Origin of the sequence: Mesorhizobium sp. SARCC-RB16n, from assembly GCF_008520305.1 — a bacterium.
Taxonomy (GTDB): domain Bacteria; phylum Pseudomonadota; class Alphaproteobacteria; order Rhizobiales; family Rhizobiaceae; genus Mesorhizobium.
Map to the genome: position 1 here is coordinate 99,281 of NZ_ML703260.1, position 23,311 is coordinate 122,591.

Below are 23,311 nucleotides of genomic sequence, written 5' to 3' on the forward strand. Positions count from 1 at the left end.
AGTAGGGGAGTAGGGGAGTAGGGGAGTAGGGGAGGATCTTCCCGGCTCCCCTACTCCCTTGTTGCTAAGCCGCCAGATCGCGCAGCACGTATTGCAAAATGCCGCCGTTCTTGAAGTAGTCGAGCTCGTCCAGCGTATCGATGCGGCAGATGATCGGCACGTTCTTCACCGTGCCATCGCCATAGGTGATCTTGGCCGTCATCTTCTGGCGCGGCTTGATGGCGCTCAATCCGTCGATCTCGACCAGCTCATCGCCCTTGAGGTTGAGCGAAGCCCATGAGGTGCCGTCCTCGAAGACGAAGGGGATGACGCCCATGCCGACCAGGTTCGAGCGATGGATGCGCTCGAAGGACTGGGCGATGACGGCGCGGACACCAAGCAGGTTGGTTCCCTTGGCCGCCCAGTCGCGCGACGAGCCGTTGCCGTATTCGACGCCGGCGAAGATGACCAGCGGCACGCCTTCCTTCTTGTATTCCATCGCCGCGTCGTAGATCGATTCCTCTTCCTTGCTGGGGTAGTGGATGGTGTAGCCGCCCTCGCGGCCGTTCTCGCCCAGCATGTGGTTACGGATGCGGATGTTGGCGAAGGTGCCGCGCATCATCACCTCATGGTTGCCGCGCCGCGTGCCGTACTGGTTGAAGTCGGCAACGCCGACGCCATGGTCGGTGAGGTATTTGCCGGCCGGCGAGGCCGCCTTGATCGAACCCGCCGGCGAGATGTGGTCGGTGGTGATCTTGTCGCCGAACAGGCCGAGCACGCGCGCGCCCTTGATGTCGCCGATCTTGCCGAAACCCGATGTCATGCCGGCGAAATAGGGCGGGTTCTGCACATAGGTCGAATTGTTGTCCCAGGCATAGGTCTGGCCTTCCGGCGCCTTGACGTTCTGCCAGTATTCGTCGCCCTTGAAGACGTCGGCATATTTGCGGGCGAACAGCTCGCGGGTGACGTTCTTCTCGATGAACTCCTGGATCTCGGCCGAGCTCGGCCAGATGTCCTTGAGATAGACCGGGTTGCCGTCACGATCATCGCCGAGCGGCTCGGTGGTCAGGTCCTTGGTGACGGTGCCGGCGAGCGCATGCGCCACGACCAGCGGCGGCGAGGCCAGGTAGTTGGCCTGCACGTCGGGCGAGACGCGGCCCTCGAAGTTGCGGTTTCCGGACAAAACCGCGGCAGCGATCAGGCCCTTGTCGTTGATGGTTTTCGAGATCGGCGCCGGCAGCGGGCCGGAATTGCCGATGCAGGTGGTGCAGCCGAAGCCGACCAGGTTGAAGCCGATCTGGTCGAGTTCCTTCTGCAGGCCGGACTTTTCCAGATATTCCGCCACCACCTGGCTGCCGGGCGCCAGCGAGGTCTTCACCCACGGCTTCTGCTTCAGGCCGAGGCGGTTGGCGTTGCGTGCCAGCAGGCCGGCGCCGATCAGCACGCTCGGGTTCGAGGTGTTGGTGCACGAGGTGATGGCGGCGATGACGACGTCGCCATGGCCGAGGTCATGATCGGTGCCTTCGACGGCGTAGCGCTTGGAGATCTCGGCCGCCTTCTTGTACTCGGTGTCCATCGCCTTGGCGAAGCCGGCCGGAATGCCTTCGAGCGCGACGCGGCCTTCCGGGCGCTTGGGGCCAGCCATCGACGGCACGACGCTGTCGAGTTCCAGTTCGAGCAGGTCGGTGAAGACCGGGTCGGCGGAACCGGCCTCGCGCCACATGCCTTGCGCCTTGGAATAGGCCTCGACCAAAGCGATGCGGTCCTCGCTGCGGCCGGACATTGTGAGGTAGCGGATGGTCTCGCTGTCGACCGGGAAGAAGCCGCAGGTGGCGCCGTATTCGGGCGCCATGTTGCCGATGGTGGCGCGGTCGGCCAGCGTCATGTTGGACAGGCCGGGGCCGAAGAACTCGACGAACTTGCCGACGACGCCCTTCTTGCGCAGCATCTGGGTGACGGTGAGCACGAGGTCGGTGGCGGTGACGCCCTCCTTCAGCTTGCCGGTGAGGCGGAAGCCGATGACTTCGGGCAACAGCATGGAGACCGGCTGGCCGAGCATGGCCGCCTCGGCCTCGATGCCGCCGACCCCCCAGCCGAGCACGCCAAGGCCGTTGATCATGGTGGTGTGCGAATCGGTGCCGACGCAGGTGTCGGGATAGGCTGTGGTTTCGCCGTCCTCGGTGTTGGTCCAGACGACCTGGCCGAGATATTCGAGGTTGACCTGATGGCAGATGCCGGTGCCGGGCGGCACGACGCGGAAGTTGCGGAACGCCTGCTGGCCCCATTTCAGGAACTTGTAGCGCTCTTCGTTGCGCTCATATTCGAGCTCGACATTGCGGGCGAAGGCCATCGGCGTGCCGAATTCGTCGACGATGACGGAATGGTCGATGACGAGGTCGACTGGCACCAGCGGGTTGATCTTCTGCGGATCACCGCCGAGCGAAGCCATGGCGTCGCGCATGGCGGCGAGGTCGACCACGGCCGGGACGCCGGTGAAATCCTGCATCAGCACGCGGGCCGGGCGATAGGCGATCTCGACGCCGGCGGTGCCCTTGTCGGTCAGCCAGCCGGCCACAGCCTGGATCGATTCCTTGGTGACGGAGCGGCCATCCTCGTTGCGCAGCAGGTTTTCCAGCAGCACCTTCATCGAATAGGGCAGCTGGGCAATACCGGTGAGACCGTTCTTCTCGGCCTCGACGAGGTCGAAATAGACATACTCGGCGGCGCCCGCTTTCAGCGTGCGGCGGCAATTGAAACTGTCGAGGGATTTTGACACGTGCGATCCGTCCTTGTCTGTTCAGCCTGAAAGGGAACGGACGCCGATGGCATGCAATCACGCGCAAAGGTGCGGGTACGGCCATTTCCGCTGTCCGTTCCCAAGCAACCCGAGCCGTTCAAGGCGGCGCGTGCGCTGGTTCGGCGCTAATTCTGTTCCCGCGCCGACCGCTGGCACGGATGAACCGCATATAGAGAATTTTCTGGAATAGTTCTAGACAGTTGCAAAGCAAATTTGTGCGATGCGGCGGCGACCGTGCCGCATCGTTGCAGGGACAGGGACGGGATGCGGCTGATCGCCGAAAATCTGGGCGGTGAGCGCGGCGGCGAGATGGTGTTTTCCAGCATCGGGTTCGCGTTGGAGGCGGGGCAGGCGTTGGTCGTCACCGGGCCGAACGGTTCGGGTAAATCGACCTTGCTCAGGGTGGTCGCCGGGCTGCTGCCGAAAGCCGAAGGCCGCCTGCTGCTCGAAGACGGCGGCGATGAATTCCCCTCGATCGCCTCGGCCTGCCACTATCTCGGTCACCAGAACGCAATGAAGACGGCGCTGAGCGTGACGGAGAATTTGCGCTTCTGGCGGGAGTTCCATGGCGAAGGCCGGCTCGATGTCGAGGAAGCGCTGGAAACGGTCGGGCTGGGCGGCATCGGCCATTTGCCGTTCGGCTATCTTTCGACTGGGCAAAGGCGTCGCGCGGCGATCGCGAAGCTGCTGGTCAGCCACCGGCCGCTGTGGCTGCTGGATGAGCCGACGGCGGGGCTGGACAAGGCTTCGGAGGGGCGGTTTGCCGGGTTGATGACGAGGCATTGCGCGGAAGGCGGAGTGATCGTGGCGGCGACGCATCTGCCACTGGGATTGGAGGTGGCGACGGAATTGAAGATGGGGGAGGCCGGTTGATGTCGGTACTCTACGGCGCCCCCCTCTGCCCTGCCGGGCCCGGCCCTACGCTATCGCTCCGGGCGTTCGTCGTTCGGAAAGCCAAGCAATTGGCTTCCCGTCCGCTGCGCGGACCACTCCTCACCCCCCTCAAGGGGGGAGATTGGATGTTGTCTCGGCTTTCGCCAATCTCCAACGTCTCAAAAGAGGCGCGATGGCCGAAGTTGCCGATCTCCCCCCTCGTGGGGGAGATGTCCGGCAGGACAGAGGGGGGCGCGACAGAACGCCGGCCTCAGCAAAGGACCACATCGTAATGTGGTCCCTCCTCCTCCGCGACATCCGCCTCTCGATCCGCGCCGGCGGCGGTGCGTTGACAGGCGTCATCTTCTTCCTTGCCGTCATCGCCACCATCCCTTTCGGCGTCGGGCCGGACCTGAAACTGCTTGCCCGCATCGGCCCGGCGATCCTGTGGATCGGGGCCTTGCTTGCCTGCCTGCTCGGGCTCGACCGGCTGTTCCAGGCCGACCGCGAGGACGGCTCGCTCGATCTGCTGGTGCTCGGCAACGATCGCCACATGCTGGCGCTGACGGTGCTGGTGAAATGCGTCGCGCATTGGGCGGGCAGCGTCATGCCGCTGGTCATCGCCGCTCCGTTGCTCGGCCTGTTCATGAACATGGAGCCGTTGGCGATCGGCGCCACGGCGCTGACGCTTCTGGTCGGCACGCCCGCGATCACCTTCATCGGCGCCGTGGGCGCCGCGGTGGCGGTGGCACTGCCGCGTGGCGGGCTGCTGATCTCGGTGCTGGTGCTGCCGCTGACCATCCCGGTGCTGATCTTCGGCGTTTCGGCGAGCTATGGCGCGACGGCCAATCCAGACCCGTTCCTGCAGCCCTTCCTCATTCTTGCCGCGCTGACGCTGTTTCTTGGCGTACTAGGCCCAGTGGCCGCGGCGCTGGCATTGCGTCATGGCACGGATTGAGGCGACCACGGGCGACAGAGGCTGCGGCGCGACGGCCGATTGCGTAGCCCATGGCGCGAGGTTAAGGGAAAGCATGATCGAGCGCTGCGAACGGACCGGGTTGGCGAGCGGCATGCCAAGGAGGCGGCCGGCATGAGCCCGCACGCCCTTTACGTCACCGCCGCCTATGCCATCACGGCGATCGTGCTGGCCGGGCTGATCGGCTGGATCCTGATCGATCAGCGGGCGCGCAAGCGCGAGCTTGCCGAACTCGAGGCGGCCGGGGTGCGGCGACGCTCCGACAAGGCGGCCAAGCCATGAGCACAGAGACGGAAACGCCGACGCCGACCCGTCGCCGCCTGTTCGTGTTTTTGCCGTTGCTGGTTTTCCTCGGCCTGGCCGGGCTGTTCCTGTCGCAGTTGTTGTCGGGACGCGATGTTTCGGAGGTGCCGTCGGCCTTGATCGGCCTGCCGGCACCGCAAACCAGCCTGCCGCCCTTGGAGGGCAGCAACCTGCCGGGGCTCGATTCGAAAGCCTTCGCCGGCAAGGTGACGCTGGTCAACGTGTTTGCGTCGTGGTGCGCGCCATGCCGGGAAGAGCACCCGGTGCTTCTGGCGCTGGCGCAGGACAAGCGGTTCGCCATGGCGGCGCTGGATTACAAGGACCGGCCGGAAAACGCCCGCCGGTTCCTCGGCGACCTCGGCAATCCGTTCCAGGCGATCGGCATCGACGAAGCCGGCCGCACGGCGATCGACTGGGGTGTCTATGGCGTGCCGGAAACCTTCGTCATCGGCAAGGACGGCAGAATCGCCTACAAGCATGTCGGCCCGCTGACGGCTGAGTCCGCCAAGGAGCTTCTGCTGCCGCAGATCGACAAGGCGCTGGCGGCGCCGAAGTGATGCCGCCTTCCTTCGTGATAGGTCGACCGAATACTCAGCCGTAGATCTGCTTGTGGATCTGGTAGAGCATTTCCGAGCGGTCGGCGCGCATGTCGGCCAGATCGCGGCTGGAGAAGCTGTCGATTTCGGCGACGAGGCGGTTGTAGTGCTTGCGCTTGGCGATGCTGTTGCGAGCGCGGGTCATGAGATCGTTGAAGATCATGGCAAGGTTCCTTCTGTGCCGCATTTGCCGCGGCTGGTTTCTTCCTCCCTTGATCGATACGGAGCATGACATAGGAATGGTGCATTGCAAAAAGAAGATGTTGCAATGCACCATTGCGCGCAGCGCATAGCCGGTTAATGGCGTCCTAACACACGTCCTGTCCGTTTTGTCTTACAAATGCTGGTGCCCCGTCTTGCCAGATCGGTCGCGGACTGGCTTGATCCGCCGTCACGTGATGCCGGGAGGAAATGCATGGCGGCCGCAGACTATTATGAGGTTCTCGATCCGCGTTTCGCGCGCCTGTTCAACGGCAGCGCGCAAGTGGAGAAGCTGTTCACCGGATGCCGGTGGGCCGAAGGCCCGGCCTGGTTTGCCGCCGGCCGCTATGTCGTGTGGTCCGACATTCCGAACAACCGCATGCTTCGCTATGACGAGACGGACGGCAGCGTCAGCGTGTTCCGGCAGCCGTCGGGGAATTCCAACGGCAACACCGTCGACCGGCAGGGCCGGCTGGTCACCTGCGAGCATTCGGGCCGCCGCGTCAGCCGCACCGAGCATGACGGCTCGGTCACCACAATCGCCGCCAGATGGAAGGGCAAGCCGCTGAACTCGCCCAACGACGTGGTGGTGAAATCCGACGGCTCGATCTGGTTCACCGACCCGACCTACGGCATCGACACCGACTATGAGGGCGACAAGGCCGAGAGCGAAATCGGCGCCTGCCATGTCTACCGGGTCGATCCCGACAGCGGTGAGGTCGAAGCCGTCATCACCGACATGGTCAGGCCGAACGGACTTGCCTTCTCGCTCGACGAGAGCCTGCTCTATGTCGTCGACACCGGCCGCACGCATGGCGCTGAGAACCCGGCGCATATGCGGGTGTTCAACGTCGGCAAGCACGGCAAGAAGGTGTCGGGCGGCAAGGTATTCGCCGACTGCACCGCCGGCCTGTTCGACGGCTTCCGGCTCGATGCCGACGGGCGCATCTGGACCAGCGCGGCCGACGGCATCCATTGCTACGATCCGGACGGCACGCTGATCGGCAAGGTCAAGGTGCCGGAGGTGACCGCCAATTGCGTGTTCGGCGGCGCCAAGCTGAACTGCCTCTATATCGCCGGCACCACCTCGCTTTATTCGGTGCGGCTGATGGTGAACGGGGCCAAGACGTACTGATCAGGAATGAAGGGGAGGACGTCATGCCGTTCGTCAACATCCGCATCGTCAAGGAAGTGATCGCCGCCGATCCGGCCGGCAAGAAGGCTGACATCGCCAGGAAAGTCACGGCGGCCATCATGGACGCCACCGGACTTGGCAATGACGATGTCTGGGTGGTCTTCGAGGAAGTCAACGCCCGCGACTGGTATGTCGGCAAGACCGATGTCGAGACGTTGCGGGGGAAGAAATAGGCCAAAGGCTGGGCGACCGCCGCCAATTGCGGACGTTAGAAATTGGCCCGAAGCCTCTCTCTCACTTCGTGGTGGCCGCCGCTCAACGCGTGCGTATGAAATGCATGAAGCCCGACAGCGCATCATGCATCGCCTTCTGGTTTGTCGGTTCCAGCAGAATGCTTGCTACCTCCGGTGGCTTCTTGCCGAGCAGGGGAATCTCCGGGCCGCCATCATAAAGCGCGAACGACATGGTGCGCATGATCTCGGCCAGCGCCGCGCGGGCATAGAGCGAGCGTGGCGAGGCGTGCACTGGCATGGCCGGCTTGCCGACGGCGACGTCGCGCGAGACCAGCCAGTCGAGCGCGTTCTTCAGTCCGCCCGGCACGCCATGGGCATATTCGGGACAGGAGACGATGACGCCGTCGGCGCCGGTAACGGCGTCGATCAGGTCGGAGGCATCGCCTGGCGTTCGCTCGCCCTCGTCGTCGGGGTTGAAGATTGGCAAGCGGCCAAGCCCGTCATAGACGGTGACGCGACAGCCCTCGGGCGCGTTCAAAGCCAATGCCGCGACCAGGGCCGAATTGGTGGAGGCCGCCCGCAGGCTGCCCGAGATGGCAAGAAGATTGAGCAAGGCGGCTGGGTCCGGGCGAATCGTGGGCCGAAAACCCTACCACATCGTCTGCTTGTACTCGTCGTCCAGCCAGCGGTCGGTCGCCTCGGCCGAATCGGCCAATGCCAGCTGGTCGCGCAGGATCTGCCCGAGCGTCGGCAGCGTGGCGCGGTCGTACCAGCTGTCGGGCTTCCACAAATCGGAGCGCATGAAGGCCTTGGCGCAATGCATGTAGGCGGACTTGACGGCGACCACGATGACGCTTTGCGGCTCCTTGCCATCGACCGCGAGGCGCTCGCGCAAGGTGGCGTCCACGGTGATGCGGGCGTCGCCATTGACGCGCAGTGTCTCGTTCATGCCGGGGATGAGGAAGAGCAGCCTGACCGAGGGATTGCGCAGGATGTTCTCCAGCGTATCCAGCCGGTTGTTGCCGGGCCGGTCGGGGATGGCGATGGTCTTCTCGTCGAGAATGGCGGCGAAGCCGGGCTTGTCGCCTTTCGGGGTGACGTCGGCATTGCCTTCGCCATCGGACGAGCCGATCAGCACGAACGGGCTCTTGCCGATGAAGGAGCGGCAATGGCCGTCGAGCGCCTTCAATTCCTTGCGGATCGAGCCATCGGTAGGGCGCGGCGTCTTGTAGATCGTCCGCAGCTCTTCCCGGGTCGTGACGAATTCCATGGCTCTCCCCTTTATTCCCGGCCTTATTCGCCGGCCTTCTCTCCACCCGCCTTGTCGTCGAGCGAATGGCGCAGGATCAGCGGCATCTGGCTGAAGGTGAACAGAAGCGTGATCGGCATGATGCCCCAGACCTTGAAGGTAACCCAGGCATCGGTGGAAAAGTTGCGCCAGACGACTTCATTGACGATGGCCAGGAACAGGAAAAACAAGCCCCAGCGGAAGGTGAGCTTACGCCAGCCTTCGGCATCGAGTTTGAAGGCGGACTCGAAGACATAGCCAAGCAGCGACTTGCCGAAGAACAGGCCGCCAAGCAGCACGCCGCCGAAGAGCGTGTTGACGATGGTCGGCTTCATCTTGATGAAGATGTCATCCTGCAGATAGAGCGTCAGCGCGCCGAAGATGAAGACGACGACACCCGAGACCATCGGCATGATCGGCAAGGTCCGGGTGAGCAGCCATGAGGCGATCAGCGCGATCGCTGTCGCGGCCATGAACAGGCCGGTGGCGACGAAGATCGGGCCGCCAAACTCGGCCAGCACGGGTAATTTCTGCGTCAGCCATTCGCCGCGCGCATTTGCGAAGAAGAAGACGAGCAGCGGCCCGAGCTCCAGTGCCAGCTTGAGCAGGGGATTGATGCCTTCCTTCTTCTCTTTCTGCGGGTCGGACGGATCGCGTTCGAGAATGGGTGGGTTCATGGTTTCCTTCTAACGCACGATCCAATCCGGAAGCCTCACTTCCGGCATCGTGCTTGTTCAAGCCACGCCAGCGATTGCCCTGGCGAATTCGCTTGCCGAGAAAGGTTCGAGGTCGTCGACCTGTTCCCCGACGCCGATGAAATAGACCGGCAATCTGTGCTTTGCCGCGATCGCCACCAGAATACCGCCGCGCGCCGTGCCGTCCAGCTTGGTCATAACCAGTCCGTTGACGCCGGCGACATTGCGGAAGATCTCGACCTGGTTGAGTGCATTCTGGCCGGTGGTGGCGTCGACCGTCTGCAGCACTGTGTGCGGCGCTTCGGGATCGAGCTTGCCCAGCACCCGCACGATCTTTTCCAGTTCCGCCATCAGTTCGGTCTTGTTCTGCAGCCGGCCGGCGGTGTCGATGATCAGCACGTCGGAGCCCGCTTCTTTTGCCCGTTCGAAGGCATCGTAGGCGAGACCGGCGGCATCGGCGCCGAGCTTGGAGGCAATGACGGGCGATTTCGTGCGCTCGCCCCAGATCTTCAATTGCTCGATCGCGGCGGCGCGAAAGGTGTCGCCCGCGGCCAGCATCACCGACAGGCCGCCATCGGTCAGCTTGGCGGCGAGCTTGCCGATCGTCGTGGTCTTGCCGGTGCCGTTGACGCCGACCACCAGGATGACATGCGGCTTGTGCGACAGATCGAGCTCGAGCGGTTTCGCGACCGGGGCGAGCACCTTCTCCACCTCGGCCGCCATGACGGCACGCACCTCCGTATCGGAAACATCCTTGCCGTAGCGGCTGGCGGCCAGTGAATCGGTGACGCGCAGCGCCGTTTCCACGCCGAGATCGGCACGGATCAGCACATCCTCCAGGTCCTGCAGCGTCTCCTCGTCCAGCTTGCGCTTGGTGAAGACGCCGGCGATGTTGCCGGTCAGCTCGCGCGAGGACCGGGCAAGCCCGTCGCGCATGCGCTGGAACCAGGATCGCCTCGGCGCCGGCTCGGGCGCCTTCCGCGGCTCGGCCTTCTGCTCGACCTTCTTGGCGACGGTCACCTTGCCGGGCGCGGGTTTTGGCTCGGGTTGCGGGACCGATTGAGGCTCGGGCGCAACCTCGGCGATGACCGGCTGTGTTTCGACCGGCGCCGGCTGGCGAATGGGCGGCGCAATTTCGGCTGGTGGAGCTGTCTCGACCGGGAGTGAGATAATCTCCGCGGGCTGGCGCTGCCCCTCACCCTCTCCCCGTGAAGGACGGGGAGAGGGGGGCGTCAGCGTTGAGGCTACTTCTTCGATGTCTGTAGTAGGAGCGCCGGCGATGGTGTCAGCGCCCTCCTCCCCGTCCCTATACGGGGAGAAGGCGCCGGCAGGCGGATGAGGGGCGGCGCCGACCTCTGAAGCTGGCTGCTCGTAGGCGGGCGGAGGGACTTCAACCGACGATGGCGTAGGCACTTCGACCGGTGCAGGCACTTCGACCGGCGGCGTCGGCACTTCGACGGGTGCGGGTTCCGGTTGCCTTTCCGGGCGCGACGGGACGATCTCCGGCTCGGACGGCGCGGGTGGCGGCACTTCTTGCGGCTGTGGCTCGGGCGTGGGCTCCGGCACGACCGGCGTTGTCGGGACCTCTTCGGGCGCGGGCGGTTCAGGCGTCTCGGGCGGGGGTGCCGGTTTCTCTTCCGGCGCAGGCTCCGGCTGCGGTTCCGGTTCTGACGGAACGACCGGCTCCGGCGCTGGCGGAATGGTGGGGACAGGTTCGGGCTTGGGCTCCTCGCGCTCCGGTCTAGGCGCGGCCTCGACCGGAGCGGGCGCCGGCGCGGCTTCCGCCGCCGGCTCCTCGCGCTTCAGAAACTCCGGCACGGCCTGCTCGGCCGCCGGCTTCAGCGCGTCGAGCTGGTCCCATTTGATCGGTGGCAGCGGGGCGGTCTCGTCGATGCGCTCCTCGACCACCTCCTTTTTGCCGAACGAAAATATCTTCTTGAAAAAACCAGCCATGCTTTTGCGTTCTCAGGCGGCGCGGGCGGCAAGGGGAGCGGCTGTCAGCCGGATACCATCGTGGCCGGTTATATCAGCTTCGACGATCTCTCCCGGCGCGCCGGTGCCGAGTGCGGCAAGCGTGAACCCTTCGGTGCGACCAAGACCGTCGCGCTCGATCAGGATCGACTGGCGGCTGCCGGCGAGCGAAGACAGATGCCTGGCATAGGCCGCTTCGCCGGCGGCGCGCAGCCGGGCGGCGCGCTGCTTGACGAGCTCGCGACGCAGCTGAGGCATGCGCGCGGCGGGTGTGCCTTCGCGCGGTGAAAACGGGAAGACGTGGAGATGGGTCAGGCCGCATTCCTCGACGATTTCCAGCGAATTCTCGAACATGGCGTCGGTCTCGGTCGGAAAGCCGGCGATGATGTCGGCGCCGAAAACAATGCCGGGACGCAGCTTGCGCACATCCTCGCAAAAGCGGATCGACTGATCACGCAGATGCCGGCGCTTCATGCGCTTCAGGATCATGTCGTCACCCGATTGCAGCGACAGGTGCAGATGCGGCATCAGCCGCGGCTCGGTGGCGATGGCGTCGAGCAAATCGTCATCAGCCTCGATCGAATCGATCGAGGACAGCCGCAGGCGCTTCACGTCGGGCACCTGCCTGAGAATGGTCTTCACCAGCTTGCCGAGCTTCGGCGCACCTGGCAGATCGGCGCCGAAAGACGTCATGTCGACGCCGGTCAGCACGATCTCGGCATAACCGTTGCCCGCCAGCCGCTTGACCTGCTCGACCACGGCGCCCATCGGCACCGAGCGCGAATTGCCGCGGCCATAGGGGATGATGCAGAAGGTGCAGCGGTGATCGCAGCCGTTCTGCACCTGCACGAAGGCGCGTGCCCGGCCCTCGATGGCGTCGACCATGTGGCCGGCGGTCTCGCGCACCGAGAAGATGTCGTTGACGCGCGCTTTCTCGGTGTCGTTGACACCGAAATCGGGCAGCGCGCGATAGGAATTGGCCTTGAGCTTTTCCTCATTGCCAAGGACGAGGTCGACCTCGTCCATGGCGGCGAATTTTTCGGACTCGGTCTGCGCGGCGCAGCCGGTGACGATGATGCGCGCGGCCGGGTTGTCGCGGCGCGCCTTGCGGATCGCCTGCCTGGCCTGGCGCACCGCTTCGCCGGTGACGGCACAGGTGTTGAAGATGACGGCGCCACCGGCCAACGCGGCGAGGCCGGCACTTTCGGCCTCGCGCCGCATCACTTCGGACTCATAGGTATTGAGGCGGCAGCCGAAGGTCACCACGTCGATGCGGCCGGGCTGCTTCGCCACGTCGACGTCTTTGGCAAGAGCGGACATCAGGCCGCGCTTTCGGTATCGCGGGCCCATTTTCCGGTCGACGGATCGAAGCTGCCGGAAAATTCCCATTCGGCCGCACCGATCAGGATGACGTGGTCGTCGTCGCGCCACTCGACATGCAGCGTGCCGCCGCCGGGGGTCAGCAGGCTGACGCCGCGGCCCGTGCGCCTGGTGCGGGCCGCTGCCACCACAGCAGCGCAAGCCGCCGAGCCGCAGGCCTTGGTCAGGCCGGCGCCACGCTCCCAGGTGCGGATGATCATGCTGGCTGGCGAGGTCACCTGCGCGATGGTTATGTTGGCGCGCTCGGGAAAGATCGGATGGTTTTCGAGCAGCGGGCCGAAACGGTCGAGTTCATAGGTCCAGACGTCGCCGTCGACCCAGAAGATGGCGTGCGGATTGCCCATCGAGACGGCGGAGGGCGAATGCAGCACCGGGGCGTCGATAGGGCCGACCTGCAACTCGATCGTGCGGGTGTCGCGGAACTCCTCGGCCAGCGGAATGTCGCGCCAGCCGAAGCGCGGCGTGCCCATGTCGACCGAGATCGAGCCATCGGCGTGTTCGCGGGCGTTGAGGATGCCGGCCACGGTCTCGAAGGTGAAGGTCTTCTCGCCGGTCTCGGCGGCCAGCGCCTGGACGACGCAGCGCATACCGTTGCCGCAAGCCTGAGCGCCCGACCCGTCGGAATTCAGGATGTCGACGAAATAGGCGGTGCCCGGCGTCCTGGCGTCGTGGATTGCCATGATCTGATCGAACCGCGTCGCCGCGTCGGCGTTGAGCGCGATGGCCGCGGCCGCCGTTACCCGATCCGCACGGCCACGCATGTCGGCAACGATGATCTCGTTGCCGATGCCGTTCATCTTGGCGAAAGGGGCCGTGCCTGCCATTGCTCCGAAAATTCCATGTCCGTTCGGCGCTATATGGCGGAAACGGGCAGGAATTACCAGTGCGCAGCCGCTTTGACGGCGAAGGCGCCGGACTTACGTCACCGCGAAGACCCCAAGCAAGATCAACAGGAAGATGATGAGCACGACGCCGATGAGAATGCGTGCGCCTGTGGCGGCGGCACCGGCCAGCGCCGGCATGCCAAGCAGGCTCGCCGCCGCGGCGATGATCAGGAGAATGATGATCCATTTGAGCATGGAAACGCCTCGCAAGCCGAACACATTGAAACCGGTTGAAAAACGCGGCTGTCGTGCTTGGGTTCCAAGGCTGAGAGATAGCGCCTTGCAGGTGTCGTTCAGTCGACGCCGATCGAACGAATGACCCGCGCCGGGTTTCCGCCGACCAAGGTATTCGGGGGGACGTTCCTGGTGACCACCGAACCCGCGGCCACAACCGCGTTTTCGCCCACCGTTACTCCGCCGATAACGGTCGCACCGGCCGCGATCCAGACGTTTCTTTCGATCACGATGGGCTTCCCGATCGTGACCGCGCGGCGCTGCGATGGGTCAAGCGGATGTCCCGCCGTGATGATGCTCACATTCGGCCCGACCATCACATCGTCGGCGATGTCGAGGCCGCCGAGGTCATAGAAAGTGCAGTTCTGATTGATGAAGACATTACGCCCGACACGGATTTCGTCCCCGCCGGCCGTATAGAATGGCGGAATCAGCAAGAAACTCTCGTCCACCTCCTTGCCGATGAGCTGGCCGAACAAGGTCCTGACTTCGTCCGCATCGTCGAACGTCAAACGGTTAAGCCGGGCGGTGATCGCCATCGCCCGTTTGACATTCGCCAGCATGGATGCGGATTCGGGTGTCCTGCGGTGAATTATCCTGGTGCCGTCTCCATCGGACATCCGTCGTTTCCCCGGAACGCCCTAGCCGGCGATCTCGACATCCGTGCTGAAGGGGGCCGTCTTGCTCGAATTCTCGTCATGCATGACGAAGTCGCACCGGTACTTGCCGGGCGGCAAGCCGGTGAGCGAAAGGTCCAGTTTGAAGAACAGTTCGCGGTTGTGCGAACGGGATGCGACCTGCACGCGACCGATCTTTTCAAACGTGCCGAGTTTTTCACCGGCTTCGGAAAGCACGGTAAGGTCGACGGACAGCGCGATCGAGCTGTTGCCAAGCCCGTCCGAGCCATAGCCGTAGCCGACCGGCTCCATGTAGAGGACGACCTGCTCGCCGGGTTTGTAAACATGATTGGCGCGTTCGCTGTAAATCCCAAAGCCGGAGGCGGTATCCACTTGCTTGACGTTCATCACGCCAAGCGGCATCGCCTTCCAGAGCGCCTCCTCGCCGCTGTGGAATTTCTCCAGCGCACCGGCGCCGTCGCCCGACTGGAGAAGTTTTTCGGCCTCCGCCGCCTTGTCGCTGATTTCGCCCGCGAAAGCCGCCGGCACCGAGACCGCCAGCGCCAAAAGAGCTGCCATGATCGACTTCATCTGATTCCCCTATCCTGTCCGCGGATGACCATCAGCGAAAAGCATGGCAGCGTAAACAGTCATTCTGGCTGTCGAGGCCATCATATTCGGGGCACTTCCCAGACCTCGCCGGGCCGCAACGCACGGAACAGCTCTCGCGGCAGGCCTTCGGCGTCAAGCGCTTCGACCAGTTTCCGGACCGGCTCGTCGAATGGCTCGTCAGTGAGCTGGAACGTGCCCCAATGGCAGCCGGCGGCGAAGGTGGCGTTGCACAACAACATGCCCTGGACCGCTTCCTCGGGGTTCTGGTGCTGCGGCGCCATGAACCAGCGTGGTTCGTATGCACCGATCGGCAGGATGGCGAAGCGGAAGCCGCCATGTTTTTCCGCCATCAGCCGGTAGTTGATGCCGTCGTGGAAGCCGGTATCGCCGGCGAAATAGATTCTTCCGCCCGGCGTCTCGATGACGAAGCCGGCCCACAGCGCCATGCGCCGGTCTCGCGCTCCGCGCGCCGACCAGTGATGCGCGGGCTCGACATGAATGGCGGTGCCGTTGGAGACATCCACCCTGTCGCCCCAGTCATGCGCGGAAAGCCGCATGCCGGGCACAGCGGCGGCGATGATGGCATCGTTGCCGAGCGGCGTCACCACCAGCGGATCGTGCTTGTCCTTCAGCTGCCTCAGCGTGGCAAGGTCGAGATGGTCATAGTGGTTGTGGCTGACCAGCACGACGTCGATCACCGGCAGATCGCCAAAAGCGATACCCGGCGGATTGACGCGTCTGGGTCCGGCAAAGGAGAACGGCGAGGTGCGCTCTGACCACACCGGATCGGTGAGGATGTTCAGCCCGGCGGTCTGGATCAGCAAGGTGGAATGGCCGACCATGGTCACAGCCAGATCGCCACCTTCGACCGTCGCGGCCGGCTTTGCCTGCGCAAAGGGGCTCGGGCCGGCAGGCGGCCATTTCGAGCGTTGGCCGCCGAACCGCCATCTCAGCAGATCCGTGAAGCGGCCGGGCATCCGGCCGCCGGGATTGAAGAACAGGGTGCCGTCGAAATGATCGCTTGATGGCCCGCTGTAGTAGCGGTTGGCGGCTTTCTGTCTCGCTGCCAAGGTTTGCGCTCCAGCGGGTTTCGGCTCCTAGACATAGGCCTTGCTCCGGTGGGTGCAAGCGGTAGGCGCGAATAGGAGAGGGCGGGGCCTTGGACGACATCCCTGAACTTCGGCAGTGGTGCGACAAATTTGCAACAATTCGTGCCGCAAATCCTATTTTAACCATATCGGGTTGAAATTTTGCCACCTTCTCCATCTTGGTGGAGGTGAGATTGCGCGGACGGCGTCCCCCCAGCCGAATCCGACGGAGGTTGTAATGAATTTTTCGAAAGGCGGCCTGGCGGCCGTATCCCTAGCGGCACTCGTTGCGAGCGGCTGCTCAACCTCACGCTTCTCGTCTATGGACGAACAGCAACCGGCGCCATTGCAGGCGGCCCCTGCCGGCCAGGTGAGCTCGAATCAGCTGCCGCCGCCGGCGTCCCCCGGCACCACCGACCCGTCGCAATTCCCGACAGCGCCGGCGAACACGCAGGTTGCCTCCCTGCCGCCGGACGGCGCGGCGCCCGCGGGTGCCGCGGATCTCAACGCGGCAAGCGTCGCCGGTGTCTGGAACGTCAGCGTCTCCGGCCAGAGCTGCAAGGTGGCGACGCCGCAGACCAAGTTCGGCGCCGGCTTCCGTGCCGGACCGCTGCATTGTCCGGCGCCGATCGACGGGATCAAGTCGTGGAACGTCGCCGGCAAGCAGCTGACGCTTTATGACGAGAATGGCGGCTCGCTGGCGCGGCTCTATTCATCGGGCGGCTCGAAATTCGACGGCCAGACTTCCAACGGACAGCCGATCTCGCTTACAAGATAGGCTAGGCATGTCGATATTCAGGTGATGCCGGCCTGCGAATAGCGGCTTCCTGTGCTTCCGGTGCTCACGTACTTAAGTACGCTCCGCTCCGGTTCTCGGAAGCCACCATTCTCGGCTCGGCCTGACCTGAATCTCAACATACCTTCTCTCTTGGGCGTCCTGCTCTGAACAACGACGTGACCGATGCATCTGCGTGACGGCCTCCAGACCCATGCGACCGTCAGGCAGCGCTACGACCATCTGGTGGAAACCGGTGCGATCGAACGCGATTCCGCGCAGGAAGAGATCGCCGCCGCGCTCGACCGGCTGATCGACGAGATTTCAGCCAAGCGGCTGGCGCACAAGTCCAGTGCGCTGGGCTGGCTGTTTGCCCGCAAGCGAGAGACGCGTGAGGCGGTCAAGGGCCTCTACATCCATGGCGGTGTCGGCCGCGGCAAGACCATGCTGATGGACATGTTCTTCGAGCTGTTGCCAGTCAGGCGCAAGCGCCGCGTCCATTTCAACGACTTCATGGCCGAGGTGCAGGACCGCATCCAGAAGCACCGGCAGGCGCGCAAGGAAGGCACGGTCAGGGAGGACGATCCGATCCCGCCGGTGGCCAAGGCACTCGCCGAGCAGGCCTGGGTGCTGTGCTTCGACGAGTTCTCGGTCACCGACATCGCCGACGCCATGATCCTGTCCAGGCTGTTCTCGGCGCTGTTCGCCAACGGGGTCGTGCTGGTCGCCACCTCGAACGTGGCGCCGCAAAACCTCTATCGCGACGGGTTGAACCGCCAGCTTTTCCTGCCGTTCATCGCCATATTGGAACGTCACGCGCGGGTGCTGTCGCTGGACAGCGACAAGGACTACCGGCTGGAAAAACTTGCCCGCACGCCTGTCTACGTCATGCCGGCGGATGCGGCGGCCGACGAGGCCCTCGACGAGGCCTGGCAGGCCATGACGCACGGGGCGCCGACGGCCGAAACGTCGCTGACGCTCAAGGGCCGCAAGGTGATGGTGCCGGCCGCCGCCGGCGATGCCGCGCGTTTCTCCTTCGCCGATCTCTGCGAAAAGCCGCTCGGCGCGCGCGATTACCTGGCGATCGCCGGGCGGTTTTCGACAATCTTCATCGACCATGTGCCGGTATTGGGCGAAGGCAAGCGCAACGAGGCCAAGCGCTTCATCCTGTTGATCGACACGCTCTACGACCATCATATGCGCCTGGTAATGAGCGCCCAGGCGCCGCCGCACGAGCTTTACGTGGCCAAGCGCGGTGTCGAGGTGTTCGAATTCGAGCGTACGGCCTCCCGACTGATCGAGATGCAGAGCCGTGACTGGCTGGAGGATTGGGCGGAACGGCGGAAGCAATCCGTGCCGGCGGAAGCGAAGCAGGCGCAGGCTGCCGTGCCTTGGTCATCCTAAAGCCGATACACATACATCACAAAGTTCTCCGCCTCGTCATGCGGCTCCTTGCGCGTCTCATAGAGCGCTCGCGCTGGCAGATTGTCCGGCTCAGTGCCGACCCAGGCCTCCTCGCAGCCATGCTCGCGGCCGAGCGCGAACATGGCACCGAGCATTTTGCGCGCAATGCCCCGGCGCTGGAAGGCCGGCGAGACGCCGACCTCGTCGATGTAAAGCTCGGTCGGCTTGTCGGGATGGCGGTGGATGACCGCCGCGCACTGGCCGACGACAAGGTCCCCGGCGATTGCCACGATCATGAAATGGCCCGATTGCGCGAGATAGCTGGCCAGGCGATCGGGCCGCACTGGCTCGTCGAAGACGTCCTCGGCAACCCGCATCACAAGGGCGTCATCTCCGGGATAGAGTCTTCTGATCTCGACCGTCATTGTGTAAATTCCTCCAAGTCGGCTTACAAACTTTGACGTTTACGTAAATCCCAAACACTCTAACCGATTGAAAATGCAGAGGTCGAAATAATCGTTTGAATTTATTCTGCACCGGAGCTATTGGGTGCGGCGAAATTCGCGGTTCCCCCCGCAGCATTCCGGCCTCTTCCTCGACGCCGTGTTGGCGCCGTCACAGACAAAGGGAAATCATCCTCACATGGCACGCAACAAGATAGCGCTTATCGGCTCTGGCATGATCGGCGGCACGCTCGCCCACATGATCGGCCTCAAGGATCTCGGCGACGTGGTCCTGTTCGATATTGCCGAGGGCATCCCGCAAGGCAAGGGGCTCGATATCGCGCAGTCGTCGCCGGTTGATGGTTTCGATTCCCGGCTGACCGGCGTCAACGACTACGCCGGCATCGAGGGCGCGGACGTCTGCATCGTCACCGCCGGCGTGCCGCGCAAGCCGGGCATGAGCCGCGATGACCTGCTGGGCATCAATTTGAAGGTCATGGAGCAGGTCGGCGCCGGGCTGAAGAAGTACGCGCCGAAGGCCTTCGTCATCTGCATCACCAATCCGCTCGACGCCATGGTATGGGCGCTGCAGAAGTTTTCGGGCCTGCCCAAGACCCATGTCGTGGGCATGGCCGGCGTGCTGGACAGTTCCCGGTTCCGTTATTTCCTGGCCGAGGAATTCAAGGTTTCGGTCGAGGACGTCACCGCTTTCGTGCTCGGCGGCCACGGCGATTCCATGGTGCCGATGATCCGCTATTCGACGGTGTCGGGCATTCCGCTTCCCGACCTGATCAAGATGGGCTGGACCTCGAAGGAAAAGCTCGACCAGATCGTGCAGCGCACCCGCGACGGCGGCGCCGAGATCGTCGGCCTCTTGAAGACCGGCTCGGCCTACTATGCGCCGGCGGCCTCGGCAATCCAGATGGCCGAATCCTACCTCAAGGACAAGAAGCGCGTCCTGCCTTGCGCGGCGCACCTCTCCGGCCAGTATGGCGTCAAGGGCACCTATGTCGGCGTGCCCGTGGTGATCGGCGCCGGCGGTGTCGAGCGCGTCATCGAGATCGACCTCAACAAGGCCGAGCAGAAGATGTTCGACGCTTCGGTGGCGACCGTGCAGGGCCTGACCGAGGCCTGCGTCAAGATCGCGCCGCAACTCGCCTCGAAGTAACCCCGCCCAAACGTCACCCCGGCAAACGACCTGGAGATAGTTCCCGATGAACATCCATGAATATCAAGGCAAGGCGCTGCTGAAGAGCTTTGGCGCGCCGGTGGCCGAAGGCGTGCCGGTGTTCAAGGCAAGCGAGGCGGAAGCCGCGGCGCAAGCGCTGCCTGGCCCGCTCTATGTGGTGAAGAGCCAGATCCATGCCGGCGGCCGCGGCAAGGGCAAGTTCAAGGAGCTCGGCCCCGACGCCAAGGGCGGCGTGCGGCTGGCTAAGTCGGTCGCCGAGGTGGTCGCCAACGCCAATGAGATGCTCGGCCACACGCTGGTCACCAAGCAGACCGGCCCGGCCGGCAAGCAGGTCAACCGCCTCTATATCGAGGACGGCGCCGACATCGAGCGCGAGCTCTATCTCTCCATCCTGGTCGACCGCTCGGTCGGCCGCATCGCCTTCGTCGTCTCGACCGAAGGCGGCATGGACATCGAGGCGGTCGCGCACGACACGCCGGAGAAGATCATCACCGTCGCCATCGACCCGGAAAAGGGCGTCACGGCCGGCGACGTCAAGGCGCTCAATGGCGCGCTGAAGCTCGACGGGGACGCGGCCAAGGACGGCGGCACGCTGTTCCCGATCCTCTACAAGGCCTTCGTCGAGAAGGACATGAGCCTGCTCGAGGTCAACCCGCTGATCGTGATGAAGAACGGCCGCCTGCGCGTGCTCGACGCGAAAGTGTCGTTCGACAACAACGCGCTGTTCCGCCACCCCGACCTGATGGAACTGCGCGATACCTCCGAAGAGGACGAGAAGGAGATCGAGGCGTCGAAATACGACCTCGCCTATGTCGCGCTCGACGGCAATATCGGCTGCATGGTCAACGGCGCCGGCCTTGCCATGGCGACGATGGACATCATCAAGCTCTACGGTGCTGAACCCGCCAACTTCCTCGACGTCGGCGGCGGCGCGTCGAAGGAGAAGGTGACGGCAGCGTTCAAGATCATCACCAGGGATCCGGCGGTCAAGGGCATCCTGATCAACATCTTCGGCGGCATCATGAAGTGCGACATCATCGCCGAGGGCGTGATCGCCGCGGTCAAGGAAGTCGGGCTGAAAGTGCCGCTGGTGGTGCGGCTGGAAGGCACCAATGCCGAGCTTGGCAAGAAGATCATCAACGACAGCGGCCTGAACGTGGTGTCGGCCGACGATCTCGACGACGCGGCCAAGAAGATCGTGGCGGCGGTGCAGGGCTGATACGATGCGGCTGCTGCTGGCCATAACGCTGACCGGCATGGCCCTTTGGGCCAGCCCAGCGACTTCGGCCGAAGATCCGGCATCGCCTGCTTGGATCGGCAAGCGGGTCAATCTGTTCATGACTTTGTGTCCGGCGACAGCGCCGAGCTTCGGCAGGTTTAACGCTGCTGCCCGAGGGAATGGCTTTCGGCCGGGCTTCAAGAGCGATCAGATTTATAAGGAAACAGAAATTGTTGCCTCGATCAGGAATGTTAGCGGCCGATGCGACTGCCTGGTTTCGTTTGGCACCGACAATCCGAAGCTTGCCGCCAATATGATCTTGAAGAGGCTGCTTTCCAAATACGGCAGCAGGTTTCAGGCAGACGATGATCCTGAATCCCTTGGACTGATCAAGACGACCGACGGCAAACTGTCCGTTCAAGTCGTGACGACGCATGAGGCTAAGGGGCAATGGATCGGCGCTGTCGTTCACGGGAAGAAGCAATGCCCAGCTTGAGCCCGCAACCCGCCAGAGGTCGATAAACGATGCCTCCGCGCAAGATAAACCTGGTCGAGGCGGCTGATCGCAAGATCACTGAGGTCTTCGATCCGCATATTGCCGGCGATGTCAATGACAGCCAGGCCAAGGTCGCCAAGTTCGGCGAGGTCTTTGACTGGCACGCGCATGACAATGAGGACGAAGCCTTCCTGGTGCTGCGCGGCAGGATCGCCATCGATTTCCGCGATGGTCCGGTCGAGCTCGGCGAGGGCGACTTCATCGTCGTGCCGCGCGGTGTCGAGCACCGGCCGCGCTCGCTCACCGAGGAGCCCGTGGTGCTGATGTTCGAGCCGGCGACGACGCTCAACACCGGCAACGCCAAGAGCGATCTCACCGTCACCGATCTGAAGCGGCTCTGACCCATGAACGCCTCACCCTTCTCATCGCTCTCGGCCGATCACCAGCGCCTGCAGGCGCTGGTCGGTGCGTGGCGCGGCGAGGAAGAGGTGGCGGACACACAATGGGCCGATGGCGGCGCAGCGACCAGCGAAGTACTGGCGGAAGCGGAGTTCGGCGGCCAGTTCGTGGTGCAGCGTTACCGTCAGCGCCGCGACGGCACGATTTCGTTCGGCTCGCACACTGTGTTCGGTTTCGACCAGCAAAACAGCGTCGTGACCATGCACCAGTTCGATTCGATGGGTTTCGTGCCGATGTCGCCTGCCACCGGCACATGGAACGGCAGCGAACTCAATCTGGAACGGTCGTCGCCGCGCGGCTTTGCGCGCGTGACGTATATTTTCGACGATCCCGACACCTACCGCATGCGATTGCATTTCAAACCCGCCGGCAGCGATGGCTGGCAAGCCATGGTGAGCGGCGTCTACCGGCGCGTCTCGCCTTCCTCGATCAACGGTTTTTAGAAAAGGGCTCCGATGTCCATTCTCGTCGACAAGAACACCAAGGTGCTGGTGCAGGGCCTGACCGGCAAGACCGGTACGTTCCACACGGAGCAGGCGCTCGCCTATCACGGGACAAAAATGGTCGGCGGCATCCACCCGAAGAAGGGCGGCGAGACCTGGACCGGCTCGAAGGGCGAGAACCTGCCGATCTTCGCCACGGTCGCCGAAGGCAGGGAAAGAACGGGCGCCAACGCTTCCGTCATCTACGTGCCGCCGGCGGGCGCGGGCGAAGCCATCATCGAGGCGATCGAGGCGGAAATCCCGCTCATCGTCTGCATCACCGAAGGCATTCCGGTGATGGACATGGTCAAGGTCAAGGCGCGGCTCGACCGCTCGGCCTCGCGGCTGATCGGACCGAACTGCCCGGGCGTGCTCACCCCCGACGAATGCAAGATCGGCATCATGCCCGGCAACATCTTCCGCAAGGGCTCAGTCGGCGTTGTTTCGCGCTCGGGAACGCTTACCTATGAGGCTGTGTTCCAGACCACCAATGTCGGCCTCGGCCAGACCACCGCCGTCGGCATCGGCGGCGACCCCGTCAAAGGCACCGAGTTCATCGACATGCTCGAGATGTTCCTTGCCGACGACGAGACCAAGTCGATCATCATGATCGGCGAAATCGGCGGCTCGGCCGAGGAAGACGCCGCGCAGTTCCTCAAGGACGAGGCCAAGCGCGGCCGCAGGAAACCGATGGCGGGCTTCATCGCCGGGCGCACCGCGCCGGCCGGCCGCACCATGGGCCATGCCGGCGCGGTCATCTCCGGCGGCAAGGGCGGTGCCGAAGACAAGATCGCGGCGATGGAATCGGCCGGCATCAAGGTCTCGCCCTCGCCGGCACGTCTCGGCACGACGCTGGTTGAAGCCATCAAGGGCTGAACCGCGCCGGTTTTGGAATGAGAGCCAATGACGGTTCGTTGGCTTTGAGGGGACGAGACGGGCGGGTGAACCGCCCACTATCGCGGCTCAGCCGCAAACGTAAGGA

Annotated in this window: 27 protein-coding genes; 14 read left to right on the forward strand and 13 right to left on the reverse strand. The window is 64.0% G+C overall.

The window, feature by feature from the left end; genetic code table 11:
* Positions 1-64: 64 nt before the first annotated feature.
* Entirely contained in the window at positions 65-2,755 is a 2,691-nt protein-coding gene (gene acnA, locus C7I87_RS07360) for an aconitate hydratase AcnA (protein WP_149903575.1), read from the reverse strand.
* 285 nt (positions 2,756-3,040) lie between these two features.
* Between acnA and ccmA the strand changes: the two genes are divergently transcribed.
* The 4 genes from ccmA (at position 3,041) to C7I87_RS07385 (ending at position 5,485) form a co-directional block, all read left to right on the forward strand.
* Positions 3,041-3,649: a heme ABC exporter ATP-binding protein CcmA gene (ccmA, locus tag C7I87_RS07365; RefSeq protein ID WP_149903576.1), complete on the forward strand. Its 609-nt coding sequence runs from the start codon at positions 3,041-3,043 to the stop codon at positions 3,647-3,649.
* 292 nt (positions 3,650-3,941) lie between these two features.
* Entirely contained in the window at positions 3,942-4,607 is a 666-nt protein-coding gene (ccmB, locus tag C7I87_RS07375) for a heme exporter protein CcmB (protein ID WP_149903577.1), read from the forward strand.
* Between the two features lie 132 nt (positions 4,608-4,739).
* Positions 4,740-4,907, forward strand: coding sequence for a heme exporter protein CcmD (ccmD, locus tag C7I87_RS07380; protein ID WP_149903578.1), 168 nt, complete (start codon positions 4,740-4,742; stop codon positions 4,905-4,907).
* Positions 4,904-5,485, forward strand: coding sequence for a DsbE family thiol:disulfide interchange protein (locus C7I87_RS07385; RefSeq protein WP_149903579.1), 582 nt, complete (start codon positions 4,904-4,906; stop codon positions 5,483-5,485). Before ccmD ends, C7I87_RS07385 begins: the two co-directional genes overlap by 4 nt.
* Before the next feature lie 34 nt (positions 5,486-5,519).
* Here the strand turns inward: C7I87_RS07385 and C7I87_RS07390 are convergent, their stop codons facing one another.
* Positions 5,520-5,687, reverse strand: a complete 168-nt coding sequence (locus C7I87_RS07390; protein ID WP_149903580.1) for a hypothetical protein — start codon at positions 5,685-5,687, stop codon at positions 5,520-5,522.
* A 252-nt stretch (positions 5,688-5,939) separates the two neighbouring features.
* Between C7I87_RS07390 and C7I87_RS07395 the strand changes: the two genes are divergently transcribed.
* Together C7I87_RS07395 and C7I87_RS07400 are read left to right on the forward strand one after the other, a co-directional pair.
* Complete coding sequence (locus C7I87_RS07395; protein WP_149903581.1) at positions 5,940-6,860, forward strand: SMP-30/gluconolactonase/LRE family protein; 921 nt, start codon at positions 5,940-5,942, stop codon at positions 6,858-6,860.
* A gap of 23 nt (positions 6,861-6,883) precedes the next feature.
* Positions 6,884-7,093: a tautomerase family protein gene (locus tag C7I87_RS07400; protein ID WP_140618294.1), complete on the forward strand. Its 210-nt coding sequence runs from the start codon at positions 6,884-6,886 to the stop codon at positions 7,091-7,093.
* A gap of 82 nt (positions 7,094-7,175) precedes the next feature.
* On the opposite strand, the gene C7I87_RS07405 is transcribed toward C7I87_RS07400, so the two are convergent.
* The 10 genes from C7I87_RS07405 to C7I87_RS07450 form a co-directional block, all read right to left on the reverse strand.
* Positions 7,176-7,706 (reverse strand): NADPH-dependent FMN reductase, encoded by a 531-nt coding sequence (locus C7I87_RS07405; RefSeq protein WP_149903582.1) that lies wholly within the window; start codon positions 7,704-7,706, stop codon positions 7,176-7,178.
* A 36-nt stretch (positions 7,707-7,742) separates the two neighbouring features.
* Complete coding sequence (locus C7I87_RS07410) at positions 7,743-8,363, reverse strand: pyridoxamine 5'-phosphate oxidase family protein (protein ID WP_149903583.1); 621 nt, start codon at positions 8,361-8,363, stop codon at positions 7,743-7,745.
* A 23-nt stretch (positions 8,364-8,386) separates the two neighbouring features.
* The gene (locus C7I87_RS07415; RefSeq protein WP_149903584.1) at positions 8,387-9,058 is read right to left on the reverse strand and encodes a septation protein A; all 672 of its coding nucleotides are present in this window, start codon (positions 9,056-9,058) and stop codon (positions 8,387-8,389) included.
* 57 nt (positions 9,059-9,115) lie between these two features.
* Positions 9,116-10,528 (reverse strand): signal recognition particle-docking protein FtsY, encoded by a 1,413-nt coding sequence (ftsY, locus tag C7I87_RS07420; RefSeq protein ID WP_373424651.1) that lies wholly within the window; start codon positions 10,526-10,528, stop codon positions 9,116-9,118.
* Between the two features lie 513 nt (positions 10,529-11,041).
* Positions 11,042-12,367: a tRNA (N(6)-L-threonylcarbamoyladenosine(37)-C(2))-methylthiotransferase MtaB gene (mtaB, locus tag C7I87_RS07425; RefSeq protein WP_149903586.1), complete on the reverse strand. Its 1,326-nt coding sequence runs from the start codon at positions 12,365-12,367 to the stop codon at positions 11,042-11,044.
* Positions 12,367-13,251 (reverse strand): diaminopimelate epimerase, encoded by an 885-nt coding sequence (gene dapF, locus C7I87_RS07430; RefSeq protein ID WP_149903587.1) that lies wholly within the window; start codon positions 13,249-13,251, stop codon positions 12,367-12,369. The genes mtaB and dapF overlap by 1 nt, the downstream gene beginning before the upstream one ends.
* Before the next feature lie 93 nt (positions 13,252-13,344).
* A complete protein-coding gene (locus C7I87_RS07435; protein ID WP_149903588.1) occupies positions 13,345-13,506 on the reverse strand; it encodes a DUF1328 family protein in 162 nt (53 codons plus the stop codon).
* 98 nt (positions 13,507-13,604) lie between these two features.
* Positions 13,605-14,165: a sugar O-acetyltransferase gene (locus tag C7I87_RS07440; RefSeq protein ID WP_149903589.1), complete on the reverse strand. Its 561-nt coding sequence runs from the start codon at positions 14,163-14,165 to the stop codon at positions 13,605-13,607.
* 21 nt (positions 14,166-14,186) lie between these two features.
* Complete coding sequence (locus C7I87_RS07445; RefSeq protein WP_149903590.1) at positions 14,187-14,753, reverse strand: hypothetical protein; 567 nt, start codon at positions 14,751-14,753, stop codon at positions 14,187-14,189.
* 80 nt (positions 14,754-14,833) lie between these two features.
* Entirely contained in the window at positions 14,834-15,844 is a 1,011-nt protein-coding gene (locus C7I87_RS07450; protein WP_149903591.1) for an MBL fold metallo-hydrolase, read from the reverse strand.
* 256 nt (positions 15,845-16,100) lie between these two features.
* Between C7I87_RS07450 and C7I87_RS07455 the strand changes: the two genes are divergently transcribed.
* Positions 16,101-16,640, forward strand: a complete 540-nt coding sequence (locus C7I87_RS07455; protein ID WP_149903592.1) for a protease inhibitor Inh/omp19 family protein — start codon at positions 16,101-16,103, stop codon at positions 16,638-16,640.
* A 183-nt stretch (positions 16,641-16,823) separates the two neighbouring features.
* The gene (gene zapE / locus C7I87_RS07460) at positions 16,824-18,041 is read left to right on the forward strand and encodes a cell division protein ZapE (RefSeq protein WP_149903593.1); all 1,218 of its coding nucleotides are present in this window, start codon (positions 16,824-16,826) and stop codon (positions 18,039-18,041) included.
* Here zapE and C7I87_RS07465 read toward each other — a convergent pair.
* A complete protein-coding gene (locus tag C7I87_RS07465) occupies positions 18,038-18,466 on the reverse strand; it encodes a GNAT family N-acetyltransferase (RefSeq protein WP_149903594.1) in 429 nt (142 codons plus the stop codon). The two genes, zapE and C7I87_RS07465, sit on opposite strands and share 4 nt — an antisense overlap.
* A 217-nt stretch (positions 18,467-18,683) precedes the next feature.
* On the opposite strand from C7I87_RS07465, the gene mdh reads away from it, so the two are divergent.
* The 6 genes from mdh to sucD are packed head-to-tail and all read left to right on the forward strand — an operon-like array spanning position 18,684 to position 23,205.
* Complete coding sequence (gene mdh / locus C7I87_RS07470) at positions 18,684-19,652, forward strand: malate dehydrogenase (protein ID WP_149903595.1); 969 nt, start codon at positions 18,684-18,686, stop codon at positions 19,650-19,652.
* Between the two features lie 46 nt (positions 19,653-19,698).
* The gene (gene sucC, locus C7I87_RS07475; RefSeq protein ID WP_149903596.1) at positions 19,699-20,892 is read left to right on the forward strand and encodes an ADP-forming succinate--CoA ligase subunit beta; all 1,194 of its coding nucleotides are present in this window, start codon (positions 19,699-19,701) and stop codon (positions 20,890-20,892) included.
* 4 nt (positions 20,893-20,896) lie between these two features.
* Complete coding sequence (locus C7I87_RS07480; RefSeq protein WP_149903597.1) at positions 20,897-21,388, forward strand: hypothetical protein; 492 nt, start codon at positions 20,897-20,899, stop codon at positions 21,386-21,388.
* Between the two features lie 29 nt (positions 21,389-21,417).
* Complete coding sequence (locus C7I87_RS07485; RefSeq protein ID WP_149903598.1) at positions 21,418-21,789, forward strand: cupin domain-containing protein; 372 nt, start codon at positions 21,418-21,420, stop codon at positions 21,787-21,789.
* A gap of 3 nt (positions 21,790-21,792) precedes the next feature.
* Complete coding sequence (locus C7I87_RS07490) at positions 21,793-22,290, forward strand: DUF1579 family protein (RefSeq protein WP_149903599.1); 498 nt, start codon at positions 21,793-21,795, stop codon at positions 22,288-22,290.
* Between the two features lie 12 nt (positions 22,291-22,302).
* Entirely contained in the window at positions 22,303-23,205 is a 903-nt protein-coding gene (gene sucD / locus C7I87_RS07495) for a succinate--CoA ligase subunit alpha (protein ID WP_149903600.1), read from the forward strand.
* Positions 23,206-23,311: the final 106 nt, after the last annotated feature.